The sequence below is a fragment of the Micromonospora sp. SH-82 genome, assembly GCF_051132485.1.
In the GTDB taxonomy this organism is placed as follows: domain Bacteria; phylum Actinomycetota; class Actinomycetes; order Mycobacteriales; family Micromonosporaceae; genus Micromonospora.
Window position 1 is genome coordinate 6,204,935 of record NZ_CP148049.1, and the last position, 25,715, is coordinate 6,230,649.

General features: G+C 70.9%; 24 protein-coding genes. 9 read left to right on the forward strand and 15 right to left on the reverse strand.

Going from position 1 to position 25,715, the window contains the following annotated elements; all coding sequences use genetic code 11:
* Nucleotides 1-60: 60 nt before the first annotated feature.
* Both meaB and WHN02_RS27265 read right to left on the reverse strand, forming a co-directional pair.
* Nucleotides 61-993: a methylmalonyl Co-A mutase-associated GTPase MeaB gene (gene meaB, locus WHN02_RS27260; protein ID WP_434744098.1), complete on the reverse strand. Its 933-nt coding sequence runs from the start codon at nucleotides 991-993 to the stop codon at nucleotides 61-63.
* A 104-nt stretch (nucleotides 994-1,097) separates the two neighbouring features.
* Entirely contained in the window at nucleotides 1,098-2,291 is a 1,194-nt protein-coding gene (locus WHN02_RS27265) for an acetyl-CoA C-acetyltransferase (protein WP_434741465.1), read from the reverse strand.
* 62 nt (nucleotides 2,292-2,353) lie between these two features.
* Here WHN02_RS27265 and mce point away from each other — a divergent pair, with 62 nt between their 5' ends.
* The 3 genes from mce (at nucleotide 2,354) to WHN02_RS27280 (ending at nucleotide 6,701) form a co-directional block, all read left to right on the forward strand.
* Nucleotides 2,354-2,827, forward strand: a complete 474-nt coding sequence (gene mce / locus WHN02_RS27270; RefSeq protein WP_434741466.1) for a methylmalonyl-CoA epimerase — start codon at nucleotides 2,354-2,356, stop codon at nucleotides 2,825-2,827.
* Nucleotides 2,828-3,081: 254 nt separating this feature from the next.
* Entirely contained in the window at nucleotides 3,082-4,353 is a 1,272-nt protein-coding gene (locus WHN02_RS27275) for a cell division protein DivIVA (RefSeq protein ID WP_434741467.1), read from the forward strand.
* 188 nt (nucleotides 4,354-4,541) lie between these two features.
* Entirely contained in the window at nucleotides 4,542-6,701 is a 2,160-nt protein-coding gene (locus tag WHN02_RS27280) for a hypothetical protein (RefSeq protein WP_434741468.1), read from the forward strand.
* Nucleotides 6,702-6,791: 90 nt separating this feature from the next.
* Here the strand turns inward: WHN02_RS27280 and WHN02_RS27285 are convergent, their stop codons facing one another.
* The 4 genes from WHN02_RS27285 to WHN02_RS27300 form a co-directional block, all read right to left on the reverse strand.
* Nucleotides 6,792-7,601: an alpha/beta hydrolase gene (locus WHN02_RS27285; protein ID WP_434741469.1), complete on the reverse strand. Its 810-nt coding sequence runs from the start codon at nucleotides 7,599-7,601 to the stop codon at nucleotides 6,792-6,794.
* A 66-nt stretch (nucleotides 7,602-7,667) separates the two neighbouring features.
* A complete protein-coding gene (locus WHN02_RS27290; RefSeq protein ID WP_350894788.1) occupies nucleotides 7,668-7,994 on the reverse strand; it encodes a hypothetical protein in 327 nt (108 codons plus the stop codon).
* Nucleotides 7,995-8,050: 56 nt separating this feature from the next.
* On the reverse strand, nucleotides 8,051-9,667 hold the full coding sequence (locus tag WHN02_RS27295; protein ID WP_434744099.1) for a 3-hydroxyacyl-CoA dehydrogenase family protein: 1,617 nt from the start codon (nucleotides 9,665-9,667) through the stop codon (nucleotides 8,051-8,053).
* A 157-nt stretch (nucleotides 9,668-9,824) separates the two neighbouring features.
* Nucleotides 9,825-10,280, reverse strand: a complete 456-nt coding sequence (locus tag WHN02_RS27300) for an FHA domain-containing protein (RefSeq protein ID WP_434741470.1) — start codon at nucleotides 10,278-10,280, stop codon at nucleotides 9,825-9,827.
* A gap of 227 nt (nucleotides 10,281-10,507) precedes the next feature.
* Here WHN02_RS27300 and WHN02_RS27305 point away from each other — a divergent pair, with 227 nt between their 5' ends.
* A complete protein-coding gene (locus tag WHN02_RS27305) occupies nucleotides 10,508-12,004 on the forward strand; it encodes an aldehyde dehydrogenase family protein (RefSeq protein ID WP_434741471.1) in 1,497 nt (498 codons plus the stop codon).
* Between the two features lie 132 nt (nucleotides 12,005-12,136).
* Here the strand turns inward: WHN02_RS27305 and nucS are convergent, their stop codons facing one another.
* Nucleotides 12,137-12,796, reverse strand: a complete 660-nt coding sequence (nucS, locus tag WHN02_RS27310; RefSeq protein WP_434741472.1) for an endonuclease NucS — start codon at nucleotides 12,794-12,796, stop codon at nucleotides 12,137-12,139.
* A gap of 72 nt (nucleotides 12,797-12,868) precedes the next feature.
* Between nucS and WHN02_RS27315 the strand changes: the two genes are divergently transcribed.
* The 4 genes from WHN02_RS27315 to WHN02_RS27330 all read left to right on the forward strand — a co-directional run bounded on the left by WHN02_RS27315 (nucleotide 12,869) and on the right by WHN02_RS27330 (nucleotide 16,317).
* Complete coding sequence (locus WHN02_RS27315) at nucleotides 12,869-13,486, forward strand: DUF4126 domain-containing protein (protein ID WP_434744100.1); 618 nt, start codon at nucleotides 12,869-12,871, stop codon at nucleotides 13,484-13,486.
* Between the two features lie 116 nt (nucleotides 13,487-13,602).
* On the forward strand, nucleotides 13,603-14,529 hold the full coding sequence (locus WHN02_RS27320; protein WP_434741473.1) for a polysaccharide deacetylase family protein: 927 nt from the start codon (nucleotides 13,603-13,605) through the stop codon (nucleotides 14,527-14,529).
* Between the two features lie 97 nt (nucleotides 14,530-14,626).
* Nucleotides 14,627-15,472 (forward strand): ABC transporter ATP-binding protein, encoded by an 846-nt coding sequence (locus WHN02_RS27325; protein ID WP_434741474.1) that lies wholly within the window; start codon nucleotides 14,627-14,629, stop codon nucleotides 15,470-15,472.
* Nucleotides 15,472-16,317 (forward strand): ABC transporter permease, encoded by an 846-nt coding sequence (locus WHN02_RS27330; protein ID WP_434741475.1) that lies wholly within the window; start codon nucleotides 15,472-15,474, stop codon nucleotides 16,315-16,317. Before WHN02_RS27325 ends, WHN02_RS27330 begins: the two co-directional genes overlap by 1 nt.
* Nucleotides 16,318-16,319: 2 nt before the next feature.
* Here WHN02_RS27330 and WHN02_RS27335 read toward each other — a convergent pair whose 3' ends face one another.
* Both WHN02_RS27335 and murA read right to left on the reverse strand, forming a co-directional pair.
* Nucleotides 16,320-17,168, reverse strand: a complete 849-nt coding sequence (locus WHN02_RS27335; RefSeq protein WP_434741476.1) for a 3-hydroxyacyl-CoA dehydrogenase family protein — start codon at nucleotides 17,166-17,168, stop codon at nucleotides 16,320-16,322.
* 72 nt (nucleotides 17,169-17,240) lie between these two features.
* Nucleotides 17,241-18,662, reverse strand: a complete 1,422-nt coding sequence (gene murA / locus WHN02_RS27340; RefSeq protein ID WP_434741477.1) for a UDP-N-acetylglucosamine 1-carboxyvinyltransferase — start codon at nucleotides 18,660-18,662, stop codon at nucleotides 17,241-17,243.
* Between murA and WHN02_RS27345 the strand changes: the two genes are divergently transcribed.
* Entirely contained in the window at nucleotides 18,661-19,233 is a 573-nt protein-coding gene (locus WHN02_RS27345) for a cob(I)yrinic acid a,c-diamide adenosyltransferase (protein ID WP_434741478.1), read from the forward strand. The two genes, murA and WHN02_RS27345, sit on opposite strands and share 2 nt — an antisense overlap.
* 114 nt (nucleotides 19,234-19,347) lie before the next feature.
* On the opposite strand, the gene WHN02_RS27350 is transcribed toward WHN02_RS27345, so the two are convergent.
* The 6 genes from WHN02_RS27350 to atpA form a co-directional block, all read right to left on the reverse strand.
* Nucleotides 19,348-19,803, reverse strand: a complete 456-nt coding sequence (locus WHN02_RS27350; RefSeq protein WP_350894777.1) for a DUF2550 domain-containing protein — start codon at nucleotides 19,801-19,803, stop codon at nucleotides 19,348-19,350.
* Nucleotides 19,804-19,815: 12 nt separating this feature from the next.
* Entirely contained in the window at nucleotides 19,816-20,103 is a 288-nt protein-coding gene (locus tag WHN02_RS27355) for a F0F1 ATP synthase subunit epsilon (RefSeq protein WP_434741479.1), read from the reverse strand.
* 92 nt (nucleotides 20,104-20,195) lie between these two features.
* Nucleotides 20,196-21,335 carry an LCP family protein gene (locus WHN02_RS27360; RefSeq protein WP_434744101.1) on the reverse strand — a complete coding sequence of 380 codons (1,140 nt, stop codon included), beginning with the start codon at nucleotides 21,333-21,335 and terminating at the stop codon, nucleotides 20,196-20,198.
* Nucleotides 21,336-21,572: 237 nt separating this feature from the next.
* Complete coding sequence (atpD, locus tag WHN02_RS27365; protein ID WP_434741480.1) at nucleotides 21,573-23,027, reverse strand: F0F1 ATP synthase subunit beta; 1,455 nt, start codon at nucleotides 23,025-23,027, stop codon at nucleotides 21,573-21,575.
* Nucleotides 23,027-23,968, reverse strand: a complete 942-nt coding sequence (locus tag WHN02_RS27370) for a F0F1 ATP synthase subunit gamma (RefSeq protein WP_434741481.1) — start codon at nucleotides 23,966-23,968, stop codon at nucleotides 23,027-23,029. Before WHN02_RS27370 ends, atpD begins: the two co-directional genes overlap by 1 nt.
* A gap of 9 nt (nucleotides 23,969-23,977) precedes the next feature.
* A complete protein-coding gene (gene atpA / locus WHN02_RS27375) occupies nucleotides 23,978-25,624 on the reverse strand; it encodes a F0F1 ATP synthase subunit alpha (protein WP_434741482.1) in 1,647 nt (548 codons plus the stop codon).
* Nucleotides 25,625-25,715 lie beyond the last annotated feature (91 nt).

A 25,715-nucleotide genomic window follows, 5' to 3' on the forward strand; every position in this document is an offset into this window, starting at 1 on the left:
GTCGAACGAGGCCGTCGAGTTCAGCGACCCACGGTGACCGGGCTGGTCGGCGAAGCCCGGTCAGGATCCGAGCTGGGCGAGGAGTTCGTCGGCGGCGGTGTACGGGTCGAGGGCACCCTCGGCGACCTTCGCGGCGAGGGCTGCGAGCTGCGTACCGTCGCGGAGGGAACCGATGCGGGCGCGCAGCGCGCCGAGCGCGATCGCCTCGACCTCGGCGGCGGCCCGCGCCTCCCGACGACGGCGCAGCTCGTCGTGCTCGACCAGCCAGTCCCGGTGCTTGTCCAGGGCGGCGACGAGGTCGTCGATGCCCTCGGCCCTGGCGGCGACGGTCCGCACCACCTGCGGACGCCACTGGCCGGGCCCCCGCTCCCCCAGGGCGAGGTTGCCCTGGATGTCGCGGACCGTGGCGTCGGCGCCGTCCCGGTCCGCCTTGTTGACCACGAAGATGTCGGCGATCTCCAGGATGCCGGCCTTGACCGCCTGGATCGCGTCGCCCATCCCCGGGGCGAGCAGCACGAGTGTGGTGTCGGCCAGGGAGGCGACCTCCACCTCGGCCTGCCCGACCCCGACCGTCTCGACGAGCACGACGTCGCAGCCGGCACCTTCGAGGACCCGGACCGCCTGCGGGGTGGCGGCGGAGAGCCCGCCGAGGTGCCCCCGGCTGGACATCGACCGGATGTAGACGCCGGGGTCGGTGGCGTGGTCCTGCATCCGGACCCGGTCGCCGAGGATCGCGCCGCCGGTGAACGGACTGGACGGGTCGACGGCCAGCACCCCCACCCGGTGTCCCCTGGCCCGCAGCGCCCGGACCAGCTCGTTCGTGGTGGTCGACTTGCCCACCCCGGGCGACCCGGTCAACCCCACCACCCGGGCCTGCCCGGCGAAGGGGGCCAGCGCCGCCGCGATCTCGGGCAGCAGGGGGTCACCCGACTCGACCAGGGTGATCAGTCGGGCCACCGCGCGGGGGTCACCGTCGCGCGCCCGCGCCACCAGATGGGGTACGTCCCGACTCCGGCGGACCGGACCAGGGGTGGACGGCGGTGCGCCACCCGTGGCTACGGAACCCGGGGCGGGCTCCTCGACGCGTCCGCCCACGGTCAGCTCTCGCCGCCCGCCGGCACGTGGATGATCAGTGCGTCGCCCTGGCCACCGCCGCCGCAGAGCGCCGCCGCGCCGGTGCCGCCGCCCCGCCGCCGAAGCTCCAGCGCGAGGGTGAGCACCAGCCGGGCCCCGGACATGCCGATCGGATGCCCCAGGGCGATCGCCCCACCGTTGACGTTGACGAGGTCGGGGCTGACCCCGAGGTCACGGGTGGACTGGATACCGACCTGCGCGAACGCCTCGTTGATCTCGATCAGGTCCAGGTCGGCGACGGCCAGTCCGGCCTTGCGCAACGCGTGGGTGATGGCGTTGGCCGGCTGGGAGTGCAGGGAGTTGTCCGGCCCGGCGACGTTGCCGTGCGCGCCCACCTCGGCCAGCCAGGTCAGTCCCAGCTCCTTCGCCTTGGCCTTGCTCATCACCACGACCGCCGCCGCCCCGTCGGAGATCGGCGAGGACGTCGCGGCGGTGATCGTGCCGTCCGGGGCGAAGGCCGGCCGCAACCGGCCCAGCGACTCGGCGGTGGTGTCCGGGCGGATCCCCTCGTCCTCGCTGATCACCAGGGGCTCGCCCTTGCGCTGCGGGATGACGACCGGGGCGATCTCGTCGGCGAAGTGCCCGTTCTTCTGGGCCGCGGCGGCCCGCTGGTGGCTGGCCGCGGCGAAGGTGTCCTGGTCGGCGCGGGTGATGCCGTGCCGGGCACCGTGCCGCTCGGTGGACTCCCCCATCGAGCAGTCGTCCCACGGGTCGGAGAGCCCGTCGAGCGCCATGTGGTCGGCGAGCGTCACGTCACCGTACTTGTATCCGGAGCGCTGGCCCCGGAGCAGGTGCGGGGCGTTGGTCATGGACTCCATGCCCCCGGCGACCACGATGTCGAACTCGCCGGCCCGGATCAGTTGGTCGGCCAGGGCGATCGCGTCCAGGCCGGACAGACACACCTTGTTGACCGTCAGGGCCGGTACGGACATCGGCACACCGGCCGCCACCGCCGCCTGGCGGGCCGGGATCTGTCCCGTACCGGCCTGGAGCACCTGCCCCATGATCACGTACTGCACCTGGTCGGGGGCGACGCCGGCGCGTTCCAACGCCGCCCGGATCGCGACACCGCCGAGCTCGGTCGCGGAGAGGTCCTTGAGGTTTCCCAGCAGGCGGCCCATCGGGGTCCGCGCGCCGCTGACGATCACCGAAGCCATACCTGCCTCCGAGGGGGGTGCCGACCTGTACGCCTGAACGATTGTTCGGCCAGACTAGCGCCATGGCTGAGAACACCCCCGTCGAGCCCGCTGCGGAACATCTCACAGGGATCGGGCTGCTCCGTATCGACCACGTCGGCATCGCCGTCGCCGACCTGGACGCGGCGATCGACTTCTACCGACGTACCTTCGGAATGCGCTGCGTGCACGTCGAGACCAATGCCGAGCAGGGCGTACGCGAGGCGATGCTGGCGGTCGGACCGACCGCCGAGGGCGGGTGCGTACAGCTGCTCGCCCCACTGACCCCGGAGTCGACGATCGCCCGGTTCCTCGACCGCAACGGACCCGGCGTGCAGCAGGTGGCATACACCGTGGCCGATGTCGACGTCGCCGGTGCGGCGCTGCGCGAGCGGGGACTACGCCTGCTCTACGACTCCCCGCGCCGTGGCACCGGGGGTTCCCGGATCAACTTCGTGCACCCGAAGGACGCCGGCGGGGTCCTGGTCGAGCTGGTCCAGCCGGCCGAGGAGCACTGACCGGTTCGGCGGCCGGCCGTCGGCCATTGCGCCGAGGACGTCGATTGTTTTCCACACCGGAGACCCGATGCCCATTCCGGCTGTCGTGACAAAGCGTTACCACCGGTCCCCGGCCCCAATTCGGGCGGCCCGACGAGGCCGTCCGGCGGGCCGGGGACCTGCCAAGATCGCCCAGGGACTTGACCATGTAAAGAGGACACGAAAGCGGCGACCACTCTTGCGAAGCACCCTGGGGCGTCTGCGAGTATGTCCCAATGCCCCAGCAGCAGTCCTCCCCTCTTGCGTTCTTCGATAACGCGAACTCGCAGCCGGATTTCACCGTTGGCCTGCGCGGATACAACGTCGGACAGGTCGACGACTTCATCGGACGGCTCACCGCCGCGCTGACCCAGTCCGAGCAGGCCCGGGCCGAGGCCGAGCAGCGGATGAACGACGCACAGCGCCGGCTCCGCCAGGCCGAGCAGCGCCAGGCCGCACTCGAGCAGAAGATCACCGAGACCAACAAGCAGCTCGAGGAGAACAGCCGGCCGACCCTGTCGGGCCTGGGCACCCGGGTCGAGCAGATCCTGCGGCTGGCCGAGGAGCAGGCGAACGACCACCGCAACGAGGCCAAGCGCGAGTCTGAGGGCATCCTCTCCGCCGCCCGGCTCGAGGCGCGCGAGATCACCGACAAGGCCCGCGCCGAGGCCGCCGCGATGAAGGCCACCGCCGAGCGGGAGGCGGGCGGGGTCCGGACCGCCGCCGAGCGGGAGGCCGCCGAGGTCCGGGTGCAGGCCCGCCGGGAGGCCGACACCCTGCGCTCCGACGCCGAGCGGGAGACCAAGCAGCTGCGTACCGTCACCGCTCACGAGGTGGCGGAGCTCAAGTCGACCGTCGAGCGTGAGGTGGCGACGCTGCGGGCGACCGCCGAGCGGGAGATCACCCAGCAGCGGGCCAAGGCCGCCCGCGAGGCGGAGGAGAAGCGCGCCGAGGCGACCAAGCTGCTCACCGACGCCCGGGACAAGCGGGACAAGGACCTCCAGGCGCTCGAACTGCAACTCGCCGAGCGTCGGGAGAAGGCCGAGCGGGAGGAGTCGGAGCGGCACGCCGCCCAGGTCACGCAGACCCAGAAGCTGGTCAGCGAGGCCGAGCAACGCGCCCGCGCCGCCCAGGAACGGGCCAAGGAGATCGAGCAGCGGGCCGAGGCGCGCCGGGTCGAGTCGGAGCGGACCGCCAACGAGACCGTCGACAAGGCCAAGGCGCTGTCGGAGAAGACCCTCAACGAGGCCAAGGCGGAGGCGAAGCGGCTGCTCACCGAGGCGCGGACCGAGGCGGAGCTGACCACGCAGGCCGCCCGCCGCGAGGTCGAGGACCTCACCCGGCAGAAGGACGCCGTCACCTCGCAGCTCGGCCAGATGCTCTCCGGTCTCGCCGGGATCGTGCCGGGCGTCCCGCCGGGCCAGTCGGCCGAGAAGGCGGAGAACGCCCCCGCTCCGGCCCCGGCCGAGGGTGGGCAGGAGCGGGTCGCCGCGGAGAAGTCCAACTGACGGCCGCCGCGGGGACTGCTGCGGGGCATGCGACAGGGCGCGGGGTGACACCGGGTGACCGGTGTGACCCCGCGCCGTATTTGCGCATCAGGTACCGTCTTTTCCCGTAGGGGCGCATCAGTGAACTAGGTCCCATCGGGGGCGTCTGTATCGCCCCAGCGAAGCCGGACGCGTGTGAGGATGGGTGCATGTCGCACGGCGAGGAACTGTTCTCTCTGGGCGGGGAAGTGACGACGGAGCCCAGCTTCGAGTCCGCCCTGCGGGGGTACGAGAAACGACAGGTCGACCGGTACGTCACTCGCGCCGAGCACGAGATCGCCACACTGGCGACCGAGCGCGAACAGGCCTACACGCAGATCCACAAGCTGGCCGGTCAGGTCGAGGTGCTCCAGCGGGACCTCGCCCAGGCCCGCAAGCAGGTGGGCGTGGTGGACCAGGCCTCGTTCCGTCATCTCGGTCCCCGGGTGGAACAGATCCTCGCCCTCGCCGAGGAACAGGCGGAGGCGATCCTGCTCGCCGGGCACGAGGAGATCCAGGTCCGCCGCGACGCCGCCGAGGGGATCATCGAGGAGGCCCGCGAGCAGGCCGACAAGGTCCTCCAGGACTTCGAGATCGCCCTGTCGGCCCGGCGCGCCGAGGAGGAGCGGCAGAGCGCGGCCCGCCGGGCCGAGGCCGAGGCCACGGTCCGGGCCGCCCGGCAGGAGGGCGCGCAGCTGCGTCTGCAGGCGCAGGAGGCGATGGCCAAGGCGGAGCAGGAGGCCACCAAGCTCCGCGACGCCGCCAAGGAGATCCACAACCGGGCGCAGCAGGAGGCCACCAAGCTGCGCGAGGCGGCGAAGGAGGCGCTGGCCCGGGCCCAGCAGGAGGCCGCCGGGCTGCGGGACACCGCCAAGGAGGTGCACGCCAAGGCCCAGCAGGAGGCCAAGCGCCTCATCGACTCCGCGACCGAGGCGGGGCGGGCCACCCACGCCAAGGCCCAGCAGGAGGCCAAGAAGGCCATCGACGAGGCCACCGAGGCGGGCAAGGTCACCAGGGAGAAGGCCCGGCTGGAAGCCGAGCGGGTCACCACCCAGGCTGCCGAGGCGGCCACCCGCAGCCGCGCGGAGACCGAGAACTACGTCCAGCGGATGCGGGGCGAGACCGAGGCGTACGTCCAGCACGCCCGGACCCAGACCCAGCAGGAGTTGGGTGCCTGGCGGGCGGGGGTGGAGAAGGAGGTCAACGGCCGGCGTGAGGCCGCCGACCGCGAGTTGACCCGACGCCGGACCGAGGCCGAGGCCGAGTACACCAAGCGCCGCGAGGAGCTGGTCGACCAGCACAAGGCCCGCCGGGACGAGCTGGAGCAGCAGCACACGACCCGGCACGAGGAGCTGGAGCAGAAGCACAAGACCCGGCAGGACGAGCTGGAGAAGCAGTACCAGGCCCGGCGCGACGAGGTCGAGCAGGGTGCCGCCCAGATCCGGGAGGCCGCCGAGCGCGACGCCGCCACAGCGCGCCGACAGGCCGAGGAGAAGGCCGCCGAGCTGCTCAAGCGCGCCGAGTCCGAGGCCACCGAGAAGCGTCGTAGGGCCGACGAGCACGTGGCGACGTCCCGGCGGCAGTTCGAGGAGTACGCGGCGACCACCCAGCAGGCGTTGGCCACCACCCAGCAGCATCTCGCCGCCAGTCAGCAGGAGGCGGCGGCCAGCCGCCAGCAGCTCGCCAAGGTGATGCTGGAGATCGCCCAGGCCCAGCAGGAGCTCGCCGACCTGCGACAGGAGACCTGGCGGTCCCGTCAGGAGTCCGACGAGTTGCAGCTGAAGCTGCTCGGCCTCCGCCAGGAGACGACGGGCACCGGGACGGCCGCAGCCGGCGACGGTACGACCCCGAAGGCGGAGGACCCGAAGCCCGTCACCGGCAAGGTCACCGGAACCGCCCCTGTCGTCTCGAAGGGCGTCGCCTCCGTGGACGCGGCCTCGGTGAACGGCACGAGCCCGGACAAACGGCCCACTACCGGCGAGGCGGCCCCGGCGAAGGACCCCGAGCCGGTCGGCACGGCCCCGAAGACCGGCGGCCCGACCCCGGCGAAGACCCCCGAGCCGGTCGGCGCGGCGGCCAGGAACGCCAAGTCCGGTGCCGAACCCACCGTCACCCGGCCGGTCGCCGAGCCGGTCAGCACGGTGGAGGCCGGCAGCCCCAGCGCCGGTGTCGACGGCGAGCCGACTGTCGCGGCGGTGCCGGGTGAGGGCGGTCGGGGCGCCACCCCGACCAAGATCACCAGCACCGGGGAGAAGACCAAACGGCCCACCAAGCCGACCACCGACGAGCGCAGCGCCAGCCCGAGCAAGGTCACCGTCGAGTCGGAGTGACCGCCGACGTCGGAGACGACGTCAGGGACCGGCCCGGCGGTGCCGTCGGGCCGGTCCAGGACCCCGACGCCGGGCCGGACCGGCCGGAGGTCAGGCCGGGGGTTCGGTTTTCGGACCCGGTACGGGGGTGTCGGCGAAGGCGGCGACGGTCCGGTCGGCGTACCCGCTGACGTCCCCGGTCTCCATCGGGCCGTCCCACGTCGTGGGCAGGGGCACCGACACCTCCGGGGCGACCCGGCGGACCACCTCGTCGAGGACGGTCTCGGCGTCGCCCACCCAGAGATGCTTGGCCCCGGGCACCCCGACCACCTCGGCCTGCGGGACCGCGGTGAACCGTCCCCGGGCCTCGTCCGGGCGCAGATAGTCGTCGAACTCGGGGACCAGGGCGGTCAGCCGTTTGCCGGACCCGGCCCAGGTGGCGAGGTCGTCCTCGGTGGAGTAGCGCAGCGGCGGGGAGAGCAGGATCGCGCCGACCACCGCCGGGTCGCAGCCGTGCTTGAGCGCCAGGTCGGTGCCGAACGACCAGCCGAGCAGCCAGAGGTTCGGCAGCTCCGCGAACTCGGCGTACTCGATCGCGGCGGCCACGTCGTACCGTTCACCGACGGCGTTGTCGAAGGCACCCTCGCTGGTGCCCCGGAGGCTCGTCGTGCCCCGGGTGTTGAACCGCAGGACGGCCAGGTCGGCCAGGGCGGGCAACCGCCAGGCCGCCTTCCGGAAGACGTGGCTGTCCATCATCCCGCCGTGGGTAGGCAGCGGGTGCAGGCAGATCAGGGTGGCCACCGGCTCGCGTCGCTCGGGTCGACTCAGCTCGCCGACCAGGCGTAGTCCGTCGGCGGTGTGCAACTCGATCTCCTCCCGCCGGCTGGGCAGGATGGAGGACGCGCGGATCGGAGTGCTCACCCCTTCAGTGTGGCGGGGGCCGTCGGGCGGCGCGCGCCGGGGCCGAAACCGGGTGACGAAGATCCCTCAGCCGTACCGGGGGGCACCCCGGCCCCGGTGCAGACCGGGGCCACGCCGGTCGCGCGCCCGCCAACAACCGCTGTGCCAGTGCCGGCGGTCGGTCAGGTCCCCACGCTCGTCGGCCGGCCAGGCCACCACGTGCGGCACACCGGGACGGATCTCCTGGTCACAGCCGGGACACCGGTACGTCTTCGCCGATGCCCCACCGCTGACACCCCGGACCTGCCACTCCCCGTCGCGCCACTGCTGGACGGTGGGTACGCCGTGGCGTACCCGGTCGGCGTCCAGGTGCGCGGTCTCGTCCTGACGGGGACGGTTACGACGGGGACTCACCTTCCCAGCGTACGGGTGGCCGGTGCGTCCCGACGCGGGCGACCCGCGCGGCGCTGTCAGTGCTCGCGGAACCCCCGACCGGTCCGGCGCCCCAGGTGACCCGCGATGACCAGGTGCTCCAGCAGCGGTGCCGGGGCCAGCCCCGGTTCCCGCTGCTCCCGGTGGAGTTCGCGGGCGACGGTCAGGGCGACGTCCAGCCCGATGGTGTCCAGCAGCTCGAAGGGGCCGGTGGGGTATCCGCAGCCCAGCTTCATCGCGTGGTCGATGTCGTCGACGGAGGCGTAGTTCGCCTCCAGCATCCGGACCGCGTCGTTGAGGTATCCGACGAGGAGCGCGTCGACGACGAGACCGGCCCGGTCCCCGCAGACCACGACGCTGCGGCCCAGTGCGGCACAGAGCGCCCGGACGGCGGCCACCGCCCGCGCCGAGGAGTGGACGGTCCGGACGATCTCGGCGAACGCCCCCGCCCGGGTCGGCTCGTGCAGGGCGAGTCCGACCACGTCCGCCGGCCGACCGGTGGCCATGGCCAGGTCGATCACGGGTGTCGCGGTGGTGACGAGCACCGCCTCGGGCTTGCAGACCTCGGCCAGGGCGGCGAGGAGCGCGGCGCGGTCGCTGGGCTCCCCGGCCACCGCCTCGATCACCAGGTCGACGTCGGCCAACGGGGTCAGCGCCGTCGGCTCCGCGGCCACCGTCACCACCTCGTGGCCGGCCTCGGTGCACGCGGTGGCCAGTCCGGTGGCCCGCGCGTCGGAGCCGACGATCCCGATCCTGGTCACCGGGGGGACACCGTCGGTGGCCGACCCGGCGACGGGGTTCGGGGTCGCGTCGTCGGCGACGACCGCCGGGGAGCCCGGCCGCTCGTAGGTGTAGAAGCCCCGGCCGGTCTTACGACCGAGCAGGCCGGCGGTGACCATCTGGCGCAGCAGGGGCACCGGCGCGTGTCTGCGGTTGCGGCCGCCACGCCGGTACATGGTGTCGAGGATCTGGTACGCGGTGTCCAGGCCGATCAGGTCCAGCAGTGCGAACGGCCCCATCGGCAGGCCGGCGCCGAGCCGCATGGCGAGGTCGACGTCCTCCCGGGTGGCGTACCCCGCTTCGAGCATGGCGACGGCCTGGTTGAGGTACCCGAACAGCAGGGCGTTGGCGATGAATCCGGCCCGGTCGGCGACTGTCACGCCGACCTTGCCCAGCCGGGCGCAGAGTCCCTCCACGTCGGCCACCACCTCCGCCGAGGTGACGACGGTCCGGATCACCTCGACCAGCTTCATCACCGGGGCCGGGTTGAAGAAGTGCACGCCGACGACCCGGTCGGGGCGGCCGGTGGCGACGGCGATCTCGGTGACGCTGAGCGAGGAGGTGTTCGTGGCCAGGATCGCCTCGGGTCGGCAGATCCGGTCCAGTTCGGCGAAGAGCTGCCGCTTGACCTCCAGCCGCTCCGGTACGGCCTCGACGACCAGGTCGACAGCGTGCAACGCGTCGAGCCCGACGGCGAAGTGCACCCGCCCCAGCAGCGCGTCTCGGTCGGCGGGGTCGAGCCGCCCCTTGGCCACGGCCCGGTCGGTGGAGCGGTCGAGGTTCACCCGGCCCAGGTCGAGGGCGGCGTCGGAGATCTCCACCGCGACGACGTCGACGCCGCTGCGGGCGAAGACCTCCACGATGCCGGCCCCCATGGTGCCCAGCCCTACCACGCCCACGCTGGCGAAGTCCCGCCCCACGACCGGCCCTCCTGTCGCTCGTACCGTCTTCCGACGGTCCCCTCAGGTCCTGGCCGCGAGTCTGCCACGGAACGCAGGTCGTCGGGCGACGGCGGGGGCGTGGGCGGGCAGGTCACCGGCTGGTTCCGGCCGCCTCCGACTCGATCAGCCCGGACTCGGCGGGGCGGCGGGGGGCCGGTACGGGCATCGGCAGCGTCGTCCGGTGCGGACGGCGTGCCGGGTCCAGTCGCAACCCCACCGGGTCCGTCCGGGCCAACCCGGGGTCGAAGTAGCGGAGCTCGGTCCGACCCAGACGAATGACGTCACCGTCGGCGAGCTGTTCGACGTCGGCGATCCTGCGGTCGTTGAGCCAGGTCCCGTTGGTGGAGCCGAGATCGACCAGGGACGTCTCGGCTCCGGTACGCCGCACCGCCGCGTGCCGTCGACTCAGATGTGGATCGTCGACGACGACGTCCGACGACGGCGCCCGGCCGATCACCAACGGATCGGCCCGGATCCGGAAGCTCGCCCCGCGCATCGGTCCAGCGGCCACGGTCAACAGCGGCAGCAGTTCCGGGAAATCCTCCATGGACAGCCCACCTCCCCACCTATGTCACCCTCCGCGTCAGCGTGCCAGCCCAACGTAGTCACCAGCACCACTGACCGGTCAGCTCGGCGACTCCGGCCGGTCATCTCCCGTTCGCCAGTTCGGACAGTGAGTGTGATCGGGTCCTGTTCCTCTCGTCCGGGACGAAAGCCACTCGACCGAAGGGAACACTCCTACCGACGGGTAATCAACGGGTCTAGACTTCCGACATGACGGCTGTTCAGGTTCCGGGTGTGCCCAGGGTCGACGACGGCCGGTTGGTCTCGACCAACCCCGCGACCGGTGTGGAGGCCGGGCGGGTGCCCGTCGCCACCCCCGCCGACGTCGAGCGGGCCGTCGAGACCGCACGGTCGGCCGGGCAGTGGTGGGCCGGGCTCGGCTTCGCCGGACGGCGGGCCCGCCTGCTGCGGTGGCGGACCCTGCTGGCCCGACGGATCGAACAGCTCGCCGAGTTGATCCACGCCGAGGGCGGCAAGCCGATCGCCGACGCCGTCGTCGAGGTGCTCACCGCGATCGAGCACATCGACTGGGCGGCCCGCAACGCCCCCCGGGTGCTGGGCCACCGCCGGGTCCGGTCCCGGCTGATCCTCGCCGAGTTCTCCGGCCACCTCGAATACCAGCCGTACGGCGTGGTCGGGGTGATCGGCCCGTGGAACTACCCCGTCTTCACCCCGGTCGGCTCCGCCGCGTACGCGTTGGCCGCCGGGAACGCGGTGGTGCTCAAGCCGAGCGAGTACACCCCGGTGGTCGGCCAGTGGCTCGTCGACAGCTTCGCCGAGGTGGTGCCCGAGCGGCCGGTCCTGACGGCGGTGCACGGGCTCGGCGACGTGGGAGCCGCGCTCTGCCGCTCCGGCGTCGACAAGCTGGCCTTCACCGGCTCGCCGCGGACCGCCCGGGCGGTGATGACCGCCTGCGCCGAGTCGCTCACGCCGGTGCTGTTGGAGGCCGGCGGCAAGGACGCGATGATCGTCGACGTCGACGCCGACCTGGACGCCGCCGCCGAGGCCGCCGTCTGGGGTGGGCTGACCAACGCCGGTCAGACCTGCATCGGCATCGAACGGATCTACGTCGTCGACCCGGTCTTCGACGCGTTCCTCGCCAGGGTGGTGGAGCGGGCCGGGCGACTGACGGTCGGCGCCGACGACGCCGACATCGGCCCGATCACCATGCCCGCCCAACTGGACGTGATCCGGCGACACATCGACGACGCGCTGGCCCGGGGTGGTCGGGCGGTGCTGGGCGGGGCGGACGCGGTCCAGCCGCCGTACGTCAGGCCGACGGTGCTCGTCGACGTCCCCGCCGACGCCGACGCCGTACGGGAGGAGACCTTCGGCCCGACCCTCGTCGTCGACCGGGTGCCCGACGCCGACGCGGCCCTCGCCCGGGCCAACGCCCTGCCGTACGGGCTGGGTGGTTCGGTGTTCGGGCGGCGACGGGCGGTGGCCGTGGCCCGACGACTGCGTTCGGGGATGGCGTCGGTGAACTCGGCCCTCACCTTCGCCGGGATGTCCACGCTCCCCTTCGGCGGGGTCGGCGAGTCCGGGTTCGGGCGGATCCACGGCGAGGACGGGCTCCGGGAGTTCGCCCGGGCCAAGGCCATCACCCGACGCCGGGCCCGTTCCCTGCTCCCCGCGACCACCTTCGACCGCACCGACGCCGACGTCGCCCGTCTGGTCAAGGTCACCAAGGCCGTCTACGGCCGCTGACGCCGGTCGGCGGCCCTACGGGTGAGCAACGGCGACGGTCCCCAGTTGAGGAACGGTGGTGGCCTCCTGCGTGAGGTCGGCGGTGGCCCCCTGGTCAGGTCCGCGACGGCCCCCGGGTGAGGGACGCGGCGGTCAGAACAGGGTCAGCTCGTCGCGTTCGATACCACGCAGCTTGTCGTAGTCGACCACCACGCACCGGATCCCCCGGTCGGTGGCGAGCACCCGGGCCTGCGGCTTGATCTCCTGGGCCGCGAAGACGCCGGTGACCGGGGCGAGCAGCGGGTCCCGGTTCATCAGCTCCAGGTAGCGGGTCAACTGCTCCACGCCGTCGATCTCACCGCGCCGCTTCACCTCGACGGCGACAGCGCCGGAGTCGGCGTCGCGGCACAGCAGGTCGACCGGGCCGATGGCGGTCATGTACTCCCGCCGGACCAGCGTGTACCCCTCACCCAGGGTTGTCGGGTTGGCAGCGAGCAGCTCCTGCAGGTGCGCCTCCACCCCGTCCTTGCGCAATCCCGGGTCCACACCGAGCTCGTACGAGGTGTCCTGGAAGACCTCCTCCAGGGTGATCCGCAGCTCCTCGCCGGCCTTGTTCACCACCCGCCAGACGCCGGGCGACTCCTGCAACCGGCAGGGTGGGCTCATCCAGTTCAGAGGTTTGTACGCCCGGTCGTCGGCGTGGATGGACACCGATCCGTCGGCCTTCACCATCAACAGACGAGTGGCCGGCGGCAGGTGAGCCGAGAGCCGTCCGACATAGTCCACCGAGCACTTCGCAATCACCAACCGCACCCGAGGAGGGTAGCCCAGTGCCCGCCCCCTCGCCCACGAGCAGCACTGGCGTGCCGGTGCCATGCTGAGATGGTGCTCGAAGTTCTCACCGGCTCCGGCCTGGCCGCCTCGGCGGGGCTGAACGCCTACATCCCGCTGCTCGTGATGGGTCTGCTGGCCCGCTACACCGACGCCATCGCGCTCCCCGGTGGTTGGCAGTGGCTCGGCAACGGGTGGGTGGTGGCGATCCTGGCAGTCCTGCTGGTGGTCGAACTGGTGGCGGACAAGGTGCCGGTGGTCGACCACGTCAACGACGTGGTGCAGACGGTGGTCCGGCCGACCGCCGGCGGGTTGGCCTTCGGTGCCGGGGCCGGGTCCGAGACGGTCACCGTCACCGACCCCGGCGAGTTCGTCTCCACCCACCAGTGGGTGCCGGTGCTGGTGGGTGTGCTCATCGCGCTCGGCGTACACCTGCTCAAGTCGGCCGCCCGGCCGGTGATCAACGCGGCGACCGCCGGGGTCGGCGCCCCGGTGGCGAGCACCGCCGAGGACGCCACCAGCGTGATCGTCTCGCTGGCCGCGATCCTGCTGCCCGTACTGGTGCTCGTCTTCCTGGTCGGTCTGGTGTTCTTCGTCGCCTGGTTCCTCCGCCGCCGCGCCGACCGGCGCCGGGACCGCCGGGCCGCCCGGCAGGGGCACCTCCGGAGCTGAGCCCCACTGGTCGGGGCGTCCGCCCTGCTGACACGGCCGGGTGGACGGGCGGGGCGCGGCCGGGGGCGGGACGCTGCGATGATCTGCCGGTGTCGGTGAGAAAGTCACACGTTTCCGTGGGGATCGTCACGGCGGTCGTGGCGGCGGCCACCCTGCTGTTCGTCGGAACGGGGCCGCAGCGGGAGGCCGCGCAGGCGGAGTTCGTCCTGCCGACCGGTGTCCCCGGCAGCGGCGGGCCGGACGGGGCGGGACCGGGGAACGGCGGGCGGGGCGAGACGGGCCCGGACGGCGACGGCCCCGGGGGCGGATCGACGACGGGCGGCCCCGACCAGCCGGGATCCGTCCCGGGCGCCTCCCCGGTGGGGAGTCGGCCACCGGTTGTCGACCACGGTCCCCGGCGGGGTGACCTGGTCGCGCTCACCTTCGACGCGGACATGACCGAGGCGATGCGCTACCAGCTACGCAGCGGGGCGGTGCGGTCGTACGCGAACCTGGCCATCATCGACCTGCTGGAACGGGAGCGGGTGCCGGCCACCTTCTTCCTCACCGGCATGTGGGTCGAGCAGTACCCCCAGGTGACCCGGAGACTCGCCGACAACCCCCGCTTCGAGTTGGCCAACCACACGTACGCCCACCACGCGTTCGTCCGGGACTGCTACGGACTGCCCTACCGGCCCGCCGAGGCGCTGACCGCCGACGCGAGCCGGACCTTCGACGTCATAGCGCCCTACGGCGGCCGACAGACCCGGTACTTCCGGTTCCCCGGGCTCTGTCACGACCGGGCGGCACTCCGGGCGCTGGCCCCGCTCGGGGTCACTGTCGTCGACGGTGACGTGGTCAGCGGGGACCCGTTCGCCACCGCCTGGCGGCCGATCGTCAAGGCGGTGCTCGACGGCGTACGCCCCGGTTCGGTGATCGTCCTGCACGTCACCGAGGCGAACGCGCCGATGACCGACGAGGCGCTGCCGCACATCCTGGCCGGGCTCGCCGAACGGGGCCTCACCCCGGCACCGCTGTCCGAGGTGCTGGCCGAGGGCGGGTGAGCCGGGCCGCAGCCGCAGGCCCGACGGATGGACCGGACACGTGACGGCCGGCACCCCGACGGTCACCAGCGGTCCGGTACGAGGAACACTTGGTCGCATGGACGAGGAGCTGGCGATCTCCGTACGCGGACTGCGCAAGGCGTACGGCGACAACGTCGCGGTGGCCGACGTGGATCTCGCGGTCCGGCGCGGTGAGGTCTTCGCCCTGCTCGGGCCGAACGGGGCGGGCAAGACCACGACGGTGGAGATCCTGGAGGGGTTCCGCCGACGCGACGCCGGTGAGGTGTCGGTGCTCGGTGTCGACCCGGCCCGACCCGGCCCGGACTGGCGGTCCCGGGTCGGCATCGTGTTGCAGGGCACCGGCGAGTTCGACGAGTTGAACGTCGGTGAGGTGGTCCGGCACTTCGCCGGGTTCTACACCGACGCCGACGACCCGGACAAGGTCATCGAGCGGGTCGGTCTGGGGGCCAAGAAGCGGGCCCGGACCCGTACGCTCTCCGGCGGGCAGAAGCGCCGCCTGGACGTGGCGTTGGGCATCGTCGGCCGACCCGAACTCCTCTTCCTCGACGAGCCGACCACCGGCTTCGACCCGGAGGCGCGTCGGGAGTTCTGGGAGCTGATCCGGGACCTCTCCGCCGGTGGCACCACCATCCTGCTCACCACGCACTACCTGGACGAGGCGGAGCTGCTGGCCGACCGGGTCGGGGTGATCGCCGCCGGTCGGGTGATCGAGGTGGCCACCCCGGACCGGCTGGGCGACAGGCACCAGGCCCTGGCCACCGTCTCCTGGCGTACCCCGGACGGGGTGGTGCAGAGCACGCAGAGCGCGACGCCGACGGCGCTGGTGGCGGAGCTGGCCGGGCGCTTCGACGGCGAGGTGCCCGGGCTCACCGTCACCCGGCCCACCCTGGAGGACGTCTACCTGCGGATGATCGGACACTGATGACCGCCACCACGAAGTCGGCCACCCCGGTCACCGCCCCGGGGTCGGCGACGACCAGCCCTGTCGCGTTGGCCCTGCGGCAGGGCCGGTTGGAGATCACCCAGTTCCTGCGCAGCCGGGAGTCCGTCGTCTTCACGATGGGCTTCCCGATCATCATGATCCTGATCTTCGCGTCGATCTTCAACGACGACATCGCGCCCGGGGTCAGCTACACGCAGTACTTCATCACCGGCATGATCGCGACCGGCCTGATGACGGTGAGCTTCCAGAACCTCGGCATCTGGATCCCGATCGAACGGGACCGGGGGATCCTCAAGCGGTACCGGGGCACCCCGATGCCGAAGTGGGCGTACTTCGCCGGCAAGGTGATCATGGTGGTGACCATCGGGGTGGCGGAGATCGCCCTGCTGCTCGCCTTCTCGGTCGCCCTGTTCGACCTGGAACTGCCGGGGACCGCGGCGAAGTGGCTGACCTTCGGCTGGGTCTCGGTGCTCGGGGTGACCGCCTGCACCCTGCTCGGGATCGCCATCTCGTCGCTGGCCCGGACCGCCCGCAGCGGCTCGGCCGTGGTCACCCCGGTCGCCCTGGTGCTCCAGTTCATCTCCGGGGTGTTCTTCGTCTTCACCAGCCTGCCCAGCTGGATGCAGCAGGTGGCGGCGATCTTCCCGCTCAAGTGGATGTGCCAGGGGCTGCGCTCGGTCTTCCTGCCGGACAGCTTCGGCGCCCAGGAACCCGGCGGCTCCTTCGAGCTCGGCCGGGTCGCCCTGGTCCTGGTCGCCTGGTGCGTGATCGGGCTGGTCCTCTGCCTCACCACCTTCCGGTGGACCGCCAAGCGCGACGGCTGAGGTCAGTAGGTGTAGAAGCCCTTGCCGCTCTTGCGGCCCAGGTCACCGGCGGCGGCCATGCGCTGGAGCAGCTCCGGGGGGAAGAACTTCCCGTCGGCGGTGTCGGTGTAGATGTTCTTCGTGGCGTTGAGGAGGACGTCGACCCCGGTCAGGTCGGTGGTGGCCAGCGGCCCCATGGCGTGGCCGAACCCGAGCCGGCAGGCGGTGTCCAGATCCTCCGCCGAGACCACCCCGGCCTCGACCAGCGCCACCGCCTCCATCACCAGCGCGGCGATCAACCGGGTGGTGACGAACCCGGCGATGTCCCGGTTCACCACGACGACCGTCTTGCCGATCCCCTCGGCGAAGTCCCGGGCCACGGCCAGGGTCGCGTCGCTGGTCTTGTGACCCCGGACCAGTTCGCAGAGCTTCATCATCGGCACCGGCGAGAAGAAGTGGGTGCCGACGACCGCCTCCGGCCGCTGGGTGACCGCCGCGATCTGGGTGACCGGGATGGCGGAGGTGTTCGTGGCCAGCACCGTGTCCGCCCCACAGAGCTTGTCCAGGGCGCGGAACACCTCCTGCTTGATCTCCAGCTTCTCGAAGACCGCCTCGACCACCAGGTCGGCCTCGGCGACCGCCTCCAGGTCGGTGGTCGGGGTGATCCGCGCCAGCGTCGCGTCGACCTCCGAGGCCTCGATCCGGCCCTTCTCGGCGAACTTCTCCAGCGAGGTACGGATACCGGCCAGCCCTCGCCCGGTGGCCGCCTCGTCCAGGTCGCGCAGTGTCACCTGCCAGCCCGCCTGCGCCGCCACCTGGGCGATACCGGACCCCATCAACCCGGCACCGACGACCGCGAGTCGACCCGTCATCTGTTCCTCCCTCGCCCGAATGGATGTCTCCCAGCACCCTAGTCGGCGAGCCTGAACGATGCCTCAGTCGGCTCAGATCTCCAGCACCGGCTCCTCGGCCGTCCGGCCGCGCCGCACCTCGACGCCGAGGGCCCGCAGATCGGCCACGAAGTCCGGATAACCCCTGTCGACGTGGTGCACGTGGGACACCTCGGTGACCCCTTCGGCGCAGAGCCCGGCGATGATCAGTCCGGCCCCGGCCCGGATGTCGGTGGCCTGCACCGGAGCGCCGGAGAGCTGCGCGCGCCCGCGTACCACGGCGTGGTGGCCGTCGGTCTTGATGTCGGCACCCAGTCGCATCATCTCGTTGGCGAACATGAAACGACCGTCGAAGATGTTCTCGGTGATCAGGGACGCCCCGTCGCTCACCGCCGCCAGGCCGATCGCCATCGGCAGCAGGTCGGTGGCGAACCCCGGATACGGCAGGGTCACCACGTCCACCGCCGTCGGACGGTCGTCCATCCGGACCCGGAACGCGTCCGGCCGGGTCTCCACCAACCCACCCGCCGAGATCAGCTTGTCCAGGGCCACCTCCAGGAAGGCCGGGTCGGCACCGGTCACGGTGACGTCGCCACGGGTCATCGCGGCGGCGAAGGCCCACGTCCCGGCCACGATCCGGTCCCCCACGGTGGCGTGCCGCACCGGCCTGAGCTCCGGTACGCCCTCGATGTGCAGGGTCGAGGTGCCCTCGCCGGAGATGTTCGCACCCATCCGGATCAACATCGAGCAGATGTCGACGATCTCCGGCTCCCGGGCGGCGTTGTCGATCACCGTGACGCCGTCGGCCAGCACCGCCGCCATGACCAGGTTCTCGGTGGCTCCGACGCTCGGGAAGTCCAGCATGATCTCCGCGCCGTGCAGACCGTTCGGGGCGTCGGCGATGACGAACCCGTGCTCCCCGGAGATCTCCGCACCCATCCGGGTCAGCCCGGCGATGTGCATGTCCAGCCCACGGGAGCCGATCGCGTCCCCGCCCGGGTGGGCCACCCGGACGTGCCCCCGACGGGCCAGCAGGGGGCCGAGGACACAGATGGACGCCCGCAGCCGCCGGACCAGGTCGTAGTCGGCCTCCACACCCGGGGCCTCGGGCACCCCGATGCTCACCGAACGGGACCGGGCGGTCCCACCTGCGGCGGCCATCGGGTCGACCGGGTCGTCGGCGTCGAACCGAACGTCACAGCCGAGACGACGCAGGACCTCGCCCATGATGGCGATGTCGGTGATCCGGGGCACGTTGGTGATCATGTTCTGGCCGGGGGCGAGCAGTGCGGCGGCCATCAGCTTCAACGCCGAGTTCTTGGCCCCCACGACGTGCACCGTCCCGGCCAGCCGGGCACCACCCTCGACCCTGATGACGTCGACGTCACCCGTCGGGTCGCCGACCGCCCCCGCCCCGGCGGCGGGATCGGGTCGTGGCGGGATCGACAGGTCGGGAATCCGTAGGCTGTGCGACATGGCCGTCCACCTCACGCGCATCTACACCAGGGCCGGCGACGCCGGCACGACCAGGTTGAGCAACAACGAGCAGGTAGCGAAGACCGATCCGCGCATCGTCGCGTACGCCGACGTCGACGAGTGCAACGCCGCGATCGGCGTGGCCCTCGCCCTCGGTGACCTCGACGAGGAGCTTCGAGCCGTCCTCGGGTCGATCCAGAACGACCTGTTCGACGTCGGGGCCGACCTCTCCACCCCGATCGAGCCCGATCCGAAGTACCCCCCACTGCGGGTGACCGAGGAGTACGTGGAGCGCCTTGAGGGCTGGTGCGACGAGTACAACGCGCGCCTGAGCAAGCTCGACTCCTTCATCCTCCCCGGCGGCACCGCCGGGGCGGCACTGCTGCACGTGGCACGGACGATCGCCCGGCGGGCCGAGCGGGCGGCCTGGGGCCTGGTCGCGCACGACCCGGACCGCACTGCCAACCTCCCGGCAAAGTATCTCAACCGGCTCTCGGATCTGCTCTTTATCCTTTCAAGAACGGCAAATCCGGCAGGAGATGTGCTATGGGTCCCCGGCGGTAAGCGCTGACATCGACGAGAGTCCCGGCTCGGGCCTGCCCGAATCACGGCGAGGAGGCCGGCGATTCGGGCGGGTACCGGGGTCGTCACCAGGAGTCAAGCAGCCGACCGGGAAGGTCCGGTCTCAGGCGGCCGGCCAGTTCTCGGAGGCGAAACGGGACGAGACCGGCCCCGGAGGGACGGCCTCGAGCCATGAGGAGAATCCGGCCACCGTGGAACTCGCCATCGCGATCTCCACCGGGGCGTGTCGACTGGCACATCGCAGGATCACCCAGTCGGACGGCATGGAGAGTCGTTCCTGACCCTCCGGGAGCCGTCGGCGCTCCACCGAGAAATCCTTACGGGAGAGCACCCGTTTGGGGCGGAGGGCGAAACTGAACATCCGGTACCACCGGAGTTCGTCACCGACGAATCGGGCGAAGCCGGGTGACCAGCCTCGCCCGTTGAGCATCGTGGAGGTCCGGACGCTGAGCCGGATGATCCCCCCGCTCCGGGTGACCACCGCACGCCGGAGGAAGAGGATCAGAACCGCGCCCACCAGCACGGCGACGCCGATGCCGATGCCCTCCACGATCTCCATCGGCGGTCCGACTCAGTGACTCTGCTCGGTGACGGAGACCCGGGTGGCGCTCTCCGCCAACACGGTGACCCCGCGCTCGTTGACCGAGAGGAAACCGCCGGCCACCTCGTACGCGACCTGCTCGCCGCCGGGCAGCTTGATCCGTACCCGACCCGGCTCGGCGAGCTGGCCGAGCAGCGGGGCATGCCCCGGCAGGACGCCGAGTTCCCCCTCGGTCGTCCGGGCCATCACCATGTCGGCCTCGCCGGACCAGACCTTCTCCTCGACGGCTACAAGCTCGACGTGAAGCTGCTTTGCCACGCTGTCTCCTTGCTGCGGCGGCGGGGATTGCGAAAAGTCTAGTCCCGCCGGCTGCGTCCCTGGTACGCGGGTGGTGAACACCACCCGTGTCGCTACTTGTCCTTGTTTCTGAAGTCCGGATGTTCCAACAGGAACGCGTCGACCGTCCCGTTCTGCACCGACCGGAAGAAGTCCTGGGCCTCGGGCACCAGTCGTTCACCCTGGTACGCGCTTCCGGTCCCGATGTTCTCTCCCGGCAGTTTCACCATGTTGATCGAGTCCGGCCGGATGTCCTTGAGGGCGAAGGCGAAGTCGGCGATGGTGTTCCCCCGCCCGTTGAAGATCAGTGACTCACCGGCGGCACGGAGCACCCGGTCGAGCTTGATCGGGTTGGTCACCACGTCCGCGCTCAACGCCTGGTTCGCCATCGCCTTGACGAACTGCTGCTGGTGCCGCTGACGGCCGTAGTCGCCGTCCGGGACACCGTTCTTCGGGTACCGCTGCCGGACGTAGTCGAGCGCCTGCCAACCACTGAGGTGCTGCTCGCCCTTGGGGTAGGTCGCCTGCGGCCCGATGTAACCCGGCCCGTTCGGGTTGCCCTTGCGGTGCTTGCCGTTGGGTTCGCGGTGCTCGGAACGGACCTCCCGCTCGATGTTCATCGTGACGCCGCCCATCGCGTCCACGATCTTGCGGAACCCGGTGAAGTTGATGATCGCGCCGCCGTCGAACCGCTTGATCCCGGTGATCTGCTGAACGGTGGTCGCGAGGAGTTCGAAGCCACGCGCCGGATCGGGATTCCCCCCCGGCACGATGCTGCCGTGCGACATGGCACCGTTGAGCCGACCCCGTCCACCGTTCCAGTTGGCCTTCTCGAACGCCGGGATCTCCACGTAGAGGTCGCGCGGCATCGAGAACAGGTACGCCCGGTCCATCTCGGCCGGTACGTGCAGGACCATGATCGAGTCGGCCAACGGAGGGGTCGTGTCGTCGCGCGGGTCGATGCCGACCAGCAGGATGTTCACCGGCCCCTTGATGTCGCTCTTGCGGGCGGCGCCCGCCGCCTGGTCACCGAAGAGGTCGCCCTTGCCGACGGCACCCTCGTACCGGGACATCAACGCCTCGGCACCGACGAGCGTCGTGCCGCTGAACATCATCAGGACGATGCCGAAGATGGTGCAGACCTGCGCCCACCGCGGCACACCAGTCCAGATTGAACGCTTACCACCGCGCTTGCCGCCCTTACCCACGAGCATCTCCTTCGTCACGCCGTCGGAGAGGGACGGACGTACGCAGTCGGTTCGTTGCACGGATCAACGCCCGTACGGCCACGGGCGCTGCGGGTCGACGGTACCTCGCGTTCCGGGGGAGCGTCGCGTCGAGGAGCCGGACCCGGGGATCATAGGCCACTCAGATGAACGTGGACCGCCCCGGTGTTTCCGGGACGGTCCTCGTCCATGAGCCTTCGATCCACCTACTCGGCGAGCCGGTGGTCAGCTCTTCATCAGCTCCGCGGCCTTGGCCTCAAGGTCTTCCAGGCCACCGCACATGAAGAAGGCCTGCTCGGGGAAGTGGTCGTACTCCCCCTCGCTGATCTTCTTGAAGGACTCGATGGTCTCGGCGATCGGGACCGTCGACCCCGGCTGGCCGGTGAACTGCTCCGCCGCGTAGGTGTTCTGCGACAGGAAGCGCTCGATCCGCCGCGCGCGCTGCACGGTGATCTTGTCTTCCTCGGAGAGCTCCTCGATACCGAGAATGGCGATGATGTCCTGCAGGTCCTTGTACTTCTGCAGGATCCGCTTCACGTCGGTCGCCACCGCGAAGTGCTCCTCGCCGACGAACTCCGGGGCGAGGATCCGGGAGGAGGACGCCAGGGGGTCCACCGCCGGGTAGATGCCCTTGTCGGAGATCGACCGCTCCAGGTTGGTGGTCGCGTCCAGGTGGGCGAAGGTGGTCGCCGGGGCCGGGTCGGTGTAGTCGTCGGCCGGCACGTAGATCGCCTGGAGGGAGGTGATGGCCTGGCCCCGGACGGAGGTGATCCGCTCCTGGAGCTCGCCCATCTCGTCCGCCAGGGTCGGCTGGTATCCCACCGCGCTCGGCATCCGGCCGAGCAGGGTGGAGACCTCGGAACCGGCCTGGGTGAAGCGGAAGATGTTGTCGATGAAGAGCAGCACCTCCTGCTTCTTCACGTCCCGGAAGTACTCCGCCATGGTCAGGGCGGAGAGGGCGACCCGGAGACGGGTGCCCGGCGGCTCGTCCATCTGGCCGAAGACCAGGGCGGTCTTGTCGATGACGCCGGACTCGGTCATCTCGGCGATGAGGTCGTTGCCCTCACGGGTCCGCTCCCCCACCCCGGCGAAGACCGAGGTACCACCGAAGTTCCGGGCCACTCGGGTGATCATCTCCTGGATGAGCACCGTCTTGCCCACACCCGCGCCGCCGAACAGGCCGATCTTGCCGCCCTTGACGTACGGGGCGAGCAGGTCGATGACCTTGATGCCGGTCTCCAGCATCTCGGTCTTCGGCTCCAGGTCCGCGAAGGCCGGGGCCTTGCGGTGGATACCCCAGTGGTCGTCCGGGCTCAGGGTCTCGCCCTCGGTGAGGTTGAGGCACTCCCCGATCGCGTTGAACACGTGTCCCTTGACGGTGTCGCCCACCGGCACGCTGATCGGCTTGCCGGAGTCCCGGACCACTGCCCCACGGACCAGACCGTCGGTCGGCTGCATCGAGATGGCGCGGACCAGGTTGTCGCCCAGGTGCTGGGCGACCTCCAGGGTCAGCGTCTTCTCGCCGCCGGCGAGGGTCACGTCCACCTGCAGGGCGTTGAAGAGCTCCGGCATGGCCTCGCGCGGGAACTCGGCGTCGACGACCGGGCCGATGACCCGGACCACCCGACCGGTGGCCGTCTTGGTCTCAGCTGGTCCACCAGCAACTGCGGAAACAGTCATCACACTTCACTTCCCGACGCGGCCAGCGCGTTCGCGCCGCCGACGATCTCACTGATCTCCTGGGTGATCCCGGCCTGGCGAGCCGAGTTCATCTCACGCGTGTACTTCTCGATCATCTCTCCGGCGTTGTCGGTGGCGCTCTTCATCGCCCGCCGCCGAGCTGCCGACTCGCTCGCCGCCGACTCCAGCAACGCCGCGTAGATCCGCGTGTTGATGTACTTCGGCAGCAGGGCGTCGAGCAGCTCTTCCGCGTCCGGCTCGAAGTCGTAGTCGGGCGGCAGCTGCTCCGCCTTCGCCTCGGACCGGGGCCGCTCCTCGACCTGCATCGGGCCGAGGATCCGGGTGACCGGGTTCTGGGTCATCAGGGAGTGGAACTCGGTGTAGACGATGTGCAACTCGTCCACCCCGTGCACCCCGTCCGGCCCGGCCCCGTCCACCACGTCGTCCGCGCCGGCGGTGAACGCCTTGATCAGCGTCTCTCCCACCTCCCGGGCGTCGGCGAAGGTCGGCTGCTCGGAGAAGCCGGTCCAGTTCGCCTCGATCGGCCGGTCCCGGAACCGGAAGAACCCGACTCCCTTACGCCCGATCACGTAGAGCACCGGCTCCTTGCCCTCGGCCTTGAGCCGGGCGAGCAACGACTCGGCCGTCTTGATCGCGTTCGAGCTGTACCCACCCGCCAGACCCCGGTCGGAGGTGACCAACAGGACGCCGACCCGCCGAACCTGCGGGCGGGCGGTGAGCAGGGGGTGGTCGAGCTGCGCGTTGGACGCCAGCGCGGAGAGCACGCCGGTGATGGCCCGGGAGTACGGCAGGGACGCCGCCACGCGGGCCTGGGCCTTGGCGATGCGGCTCGTCGCCACGAGCTCCATCGCCTTGGTGATCTTCTTCATCCCCTTCGCCGAACGGATCCGTTGACGAAGAACGCGTACCTGCGCGGCCATCTCCCGGCCCTACTTCTTCTGCGCCGGGGCGCCACTGCTGTAGCGGGTGACCGTCTCGCGGTCCTGCTCACCCTCCAGCGGCTCGGCCGGTGCCTCGTTGACCCGACGCTCGTCCTCCTTGCCGAGGAAGAGCTGCTTGAACTCGGCGATCGCGGTGTCCAGCGAGGAGATGACGTCGTCGCCCCACTTGTTGTCGGCGATGGTCGCCAGCACACCCTCGTGCTTGTGCCGCAGGTACTGGAGGAACTCCGACTCGAAGCGCCGGATCTCGCCGACCGGGATGTCGTCGAGCTTGCCCTCGGTGCCGGCCCAGACCGAGACGACCTGCTCCTGCACCGGGTACGGCGAGTAGTTCGGCTGCTTGAGCAGCTCGACCAGTCGGGCACCGCGCTCCAGCTGCGCCCGGGACGCCTTGTCCAGGTCCGAGGCGAAGGCGGCGAACGCCTCCAGCTCCCGGTACTGGGCCAGGTTCAGCCGCAGCGAACCGGCGACCTTCTTCATCGGCTTGACCTGCGCCGCACCACCGACCCGGGAGACCGAGGTACCGACGTTGATCGCCGGACGGACGCCCTGGTTGAACAGGTCGGTCTCCAGGAAGATCTGACCGTCGGTGATGGAGATGACGTTGGTCGGGATGAAGGCCGAGATGTCGTTGGCCTTCGTCTCGATGATCGGCAGGCCGGTCATCGACCCGCCACCCAGCTCGTCGGAGAGCTTCGCGCAACGCTCCAGCAGCCGCGAGTGCAGGTAGAAGACGTCACCCGGGTACGCCTCACGGCCCGGCGGACGACGCAGCAGCAGCGAGACCGCCCGGTACGCCTCGGCCTGCTTGCTCAGGTCGTCGAAGACGATCAGGACGTGCTTGCCGCCGTACATCCAGTGCTGCCCGATGGAGGAGCCGGTGTACGGAGCGAGGTACTTGAAGCCGGCCGGGTCGGAGGCCGGGGAGGCGACGATGGTGGTGTACTCCATCGCACCCGCCTCCTCCAGGATGCCCTTGATCGAGGCGATCGTGGAGGCCTTCTGGCCGATGGCGACGTAGATGCAGCGGACCTGCTTCTTCGGGTCGCCCGAGGCCCAGTTGTCCCGCTGGTTGAGGATGGTGTCGAGCGCGACAGTGGTCTTACCGGTCTTACGGTCACCGATGATCAGCTGCCGCTGGCCCCGACCGACCGGGGTCATCGCGTCGATGGCCTTGATGCCGCTCTGCAGCGGCTCCTCGACCGACTTACGGGACATCACGTTCGGAGCCTGGAGCTCCAGCTCGCGGTAGCCCTCGTTGGCGATCTCACCGAGACCGTCGATCGGCGCGCCGAGCGCGTCGACCACGCGGCCCAGGAAGCCGTCGCCGACCGGCACCGACAGGACCCGGCCGGTGCGCTTGACCCGCTGCCCCTCCTCGATGCCGGAGTAGTCGCCGAGGACGACGACACCGATCTCCCGGACGTCGAGGTTCAGCGCCAGACCGAGGGTGCCGTCCTCGAACTCCAGGAGCTCGTTGGTCATGGTCGAGGGCAGCCCCTCGACGTGGGCGATGCCGTCACCGGTGTCGGCGACGGTGCCGACCTCCTCACGGGAGACGTCGGGCGAGTAGGAGGAGACGTAGCGCTCGAGGGCGCCACGGATCTCCTCCGTCGAGATGGTCAGCTCGGCCATCCTCTGCTTCCTTAAGTATCAGGGGCCCGGGATACCTAGTACCGACCGGTCCGAATGGCGTCTGTCGTTCAGGGCGCTGTGCGGCTGAGCC